This is a genomic window from Thiomonas sp. TH-17 (genome assembly GCF_057473305.1).
The window spans coordinates 1-3492 of record NZ_JBYCKI010000146.1 but is presented as its reverse complement, the minus strand read 5'-3'; the positions used below and the strand labels follow the sequence as shown (position 1 = coordinate 3492).

Genomic DNA, 3492 nt, shown 5'->3' with positions numbered 1-3492 from the left:
GCTGACGGGCGATGAACACGCCCTCGCTGGTCGGTTGCGCCCCCGCCAGTTGCAGCAGCTTGAGACGCAATTCCTGCAGACCGTCGCCGGTGGCGGCAGAAATCCAGACCGACTCACCGGCCTCCACGCCCCATTGCGCCCAGACTTGCGACAGTAGCCGCGCTTGGGCGCAGGTTTCGACGCAATCGCGCTTGTTGAAAACGTGGAGCAAGGGCGCGCCCTTGGGTAGTCCGCGGGCGATTTCCGCCTCGGCCTGGGCATAACCCGGCGCCTGCAGACGAGTGAGATCGTGCAAAAACACCACCACATCCGCACCGGCGATGGCGTGCCAACTGCGCTCCACGCCGATGCGCTCCACCGCGTCGGTGCTGTCGCGCAGGCCCGCGGTATCGATGATGTGCAAGGGCACGCCCTCGATCTGGATGGTCTGACTGACCTTGTCTCGCGTGGTGCCCGCAATGGGCGTAACGATGGCCAGCTCGGCCCCCGCCAATGCGTTGAGCAAGGAGCTCTTGCCCACATTCGGCTGCCCTGCCAGCACCACCTGCAGCCCCTCGCGCAGCAGTGCGCCCTGCCGCGTCTTGGCGTGCACCTGCTGCAGCGTCTGCTGCAAGGCCTGCAAACGCTGCTGCGCCTGCGCCTGGCGCAAAAAGTCGATGTCTTCCTCGGGAAAATCGAGCGTGGCCTCGACCAGCAGGCGCAACTCGACCAACTCGGTAGTCAGTACACGCACGGCCTGCGACAACTCGCCGGCCAGCGCCCGGGTAGCGCTGCGTGCGGCCGCCTCGGTACTGGCCTCGATCAGATCGGCCACGCTCTCGGCCTGCGCCAGATCGAGTTTGCCGTTGAGAAACGCTCGCCGGGTGAATTCGCCGGGCTGCGCCACTCGCAGCCGTGAAGACGCCCCCAGTTCGAGCAGCCGGGCGAGCAGCAGTTGCAGCACCACCGGCCCGCCGTGGATCTGCAACTCCAGCACATCCTCGCCGGTGTAAGAGTGCGGCGCCGGAAAAAACAGCGCCAGCCCCTGGTCGATCACGCCCCCCCGCCCATCGCCGAACGGCAGATAGGTGGCATGGCGCGGCAGCAGCGCCCGGCCAGTGATGGCCTGCGCCAAAGCCCCGAGCGATTTACCCGAAGCCCGGACGATGCCCACGGCGCCGCGACCGGGTGCCGTGGCAATGGCCACGATCGGATCGGCGTCTTGCGCCAACAGATTCATGGCCGGGCAACCGCGCGGATTGCGTGCGCCTTTATTTGGCCGCCGCTGTGGTGTCGGTCAACACACCCACGCCCATCTTCTTGTTGATGAACCACTGCTGCGCAATCGACGTGGTGTTGTTGGTCAGCCAGTACAGCACCAGACCGGCCGGGAAGAAGAAGAACATGATGGAGAACGCCGCCGGCATGATCCACATCAGCCGCGCCTGCATCGGATCGGGCGGAGTCGGGTTGAGCTTGACCTGCAAGAAGGACGTTGCCGTCATGATGGCCGGCAGGATGTAGTACGGGTCTTTGGCCGACAGATCGTGTATCCACAGAATCCACGGCGCGCCGCGCAGCTCCACGCTCGACAGCAACACCCAGTACAGCGCAATGAACACGGGAATCTGGATCACGATGGGCAGGCAGCCACCCAGCGGATTGATCTTCTCCTTGCGGTACAGCTCGACCATGGCCTGATTCATCTTCGCCTGATCGCCCTTGTACGACTCGCGCAGCGCGTTGATGCGCGGCCCCACGGCCTTCATGCGCGCCATCGACTTATAGCTCGCCGCCGTCAGCGGGAAGAACGCCAGCTTGATCAGCAGGGTCAGAACAATGATCGACCAGCCCCAGTTCTGCACCACTTTGTGGATCATCTCCAGCAGCCAGAAAATCGGCTTGGCCAGAATGGTCACCCAGCCGTAGTCCTTCACCAGCTCTAGGCCAGGGGCGAGCGCGCCCAGCGTGCTCTCCAGCTCAGGGCCGACGAACAGCTTGGCATCGGTGGTGATGCTCTTGCCCGGCGCGATCTGCGCCAGCGGCTGAATCACCCCCACCGCATACAGGTTGTCGCCCAGCTTACGGGTATAAAGGTCACGCGAGCCTTCATACGGCTCAGGCACCCAGGCCGACACGAAGTAATGCTGAATCATGGCGACCCAGCCACTGTCGGCCTTCTTGGGCACCTCGTTGGTCTTGAGATCCTTGAACTCGAACTTCTGGAACTTGTTGGCGTTGTCGTAATACGCCGGGCCGGTATAGGTGTGATAGAAGTGCGAGTCGTCACCCGGAGGCGTGTTGCCGTCGCGCACGATCTGCATATACATCTGCGGCGCCACCGCTGCACTGCCGGTATTGGTGAGGGTGTTCTGCACATTCACCACATAGCTGTCGCGGGTGAAGGTGTAGGTGCGCTCAAGTTTGATGCCGCCCAGATCGGGCGAGACCAGCTTGACCTGCAAGGTCTTGGCGTTGCCCATGTCGCGCGGGCCCGGCAGCACCGTCATCTCGGTTTCATGGTTGGGAAAGTCGCCGCCGATCAAACCCGACTGCGCCATGTATTTATTGCTCGCCGTATCGTCGAACAAGACCACGTTCTTGCCCGGTTCGGTACGGCTCTCATACTTGAGCAGCTTGGCATAGACCAGATTGCCGCCGCGCGAAGAAATTTTCACATCCATCAGATCGGTGCGGATGGTGGTGAGCTGGGCCGCGGGAGCGGCTGACGCCGCAGCGACCGGAGCGGACAGCGTTGCGGTTGCCGCAGCACCCGCGACATTCGGCGGCGTGGCCGCACTCGGTGCCGCCTGCGGCACCGCGCTGGTCGGCGCACTGGCGACTTGCGCCGGATGGGCCGGCGGCGTTCCGAACAAGTCCGCCTCGCCGTTGTAGCGCAGCCAGGAGTTGTACAGAAAAATCATCGACATGGTGAAAACCACCCAGAGAACCGAACGGCGGAGATCCATACGTAAATCCTGTTGTAGTGATGCAGAAGTGCCCGATGACTTCAGGGCTTGGGGGTGAACGATGAAGCGCGCAGGGATGAAGCCGGGGCAAATGAAGCCGGGCCTTCCGGCCCCTCAGCGCAGGCGCCAGACTCCGCAGACGAAGCGGGTTCATCAGACTCAAACGCGCTATTGTGCATGGGCCGCGGTGACATAGCCTGCGCGCCATCTGGCGCCGCAGCATCTGACGCATCGTCCTCTTCCATCCGTCGACGCCAGGGCGCCCAGGTGAAAGCGTCTGGCACCGGCTCATGCCCCCCCTGACACCAGGGCTGGCACCGCAAAATTCTGACCGCACCCAGATAGCTGCCCGCCGCAGCCCCGTGCCGCTCCAGCGCGTCGATGGTGTATTGCGAACAAGTGGGATAAAAACGGCACTGCCCGCCCACCCAAGGGCTCAGCAGCAGGCGGTACAGCCGTACCAGACCGATCAGAACAGACTTCATGCGGCACTTCGCCCAGACACCACGACCGTGCGTTCGATCCAGCTTTTGAGCAAAGCGTT

2 protein-coding genes and 1 pseudogene are annotated in these 3492 nt (G+C 63.4%); all 3 read right to left on the bottom strand.

Translation table 11 applies throughout. The annotated features are described in order from the left end of the window. Positions 1 to 1219, bottom strand: a 1219-nt coding sequence (gene mnmE, locus AC2VLV_RS08780) for a tRNA uridine-5-carboxymethylaminomethyl(34) synthesis GTPase MnmE (RefSeq protein ID WP_486989627.1), incomplete at its 3' end; no start/stop codon positions are given. A 31-nt stretch (positions 1220 to 1250) separates the two neighbouring features. Continuing rightward, entirely contained in the window at positions 1251 to 2948 is a 1698-nt protein-coding gene (gene yidC / locus AC2VLV_RS08775) for a membrane protein insertase YidC (RefSeq protein WP_486989626.1), read from the bottom strand. A 278-nt stretch (positions 2949 to 3226) separates the two neighbouring features. Then, positions 3227 to 3433 (bottom strand): annotated as a pseudogene (gene yidD / locus AC2VLV_RS08770) (membrane protein insertion efficiency factor YidD); the annotation flags it as partial. Between the last annotated feature and the right edge of the window lie 59 nt (positions 3434 to 3492).

What these genes read in the sequence shown, in the direction of transcription:
- yidC (WP_486989626.1), bottom strand. Translation starts at nt 2,948, where the DNA reads ATGGATCTCCGCCGTTCGGTTCTCTGGGTGGTTTTCACCATGTCGATG.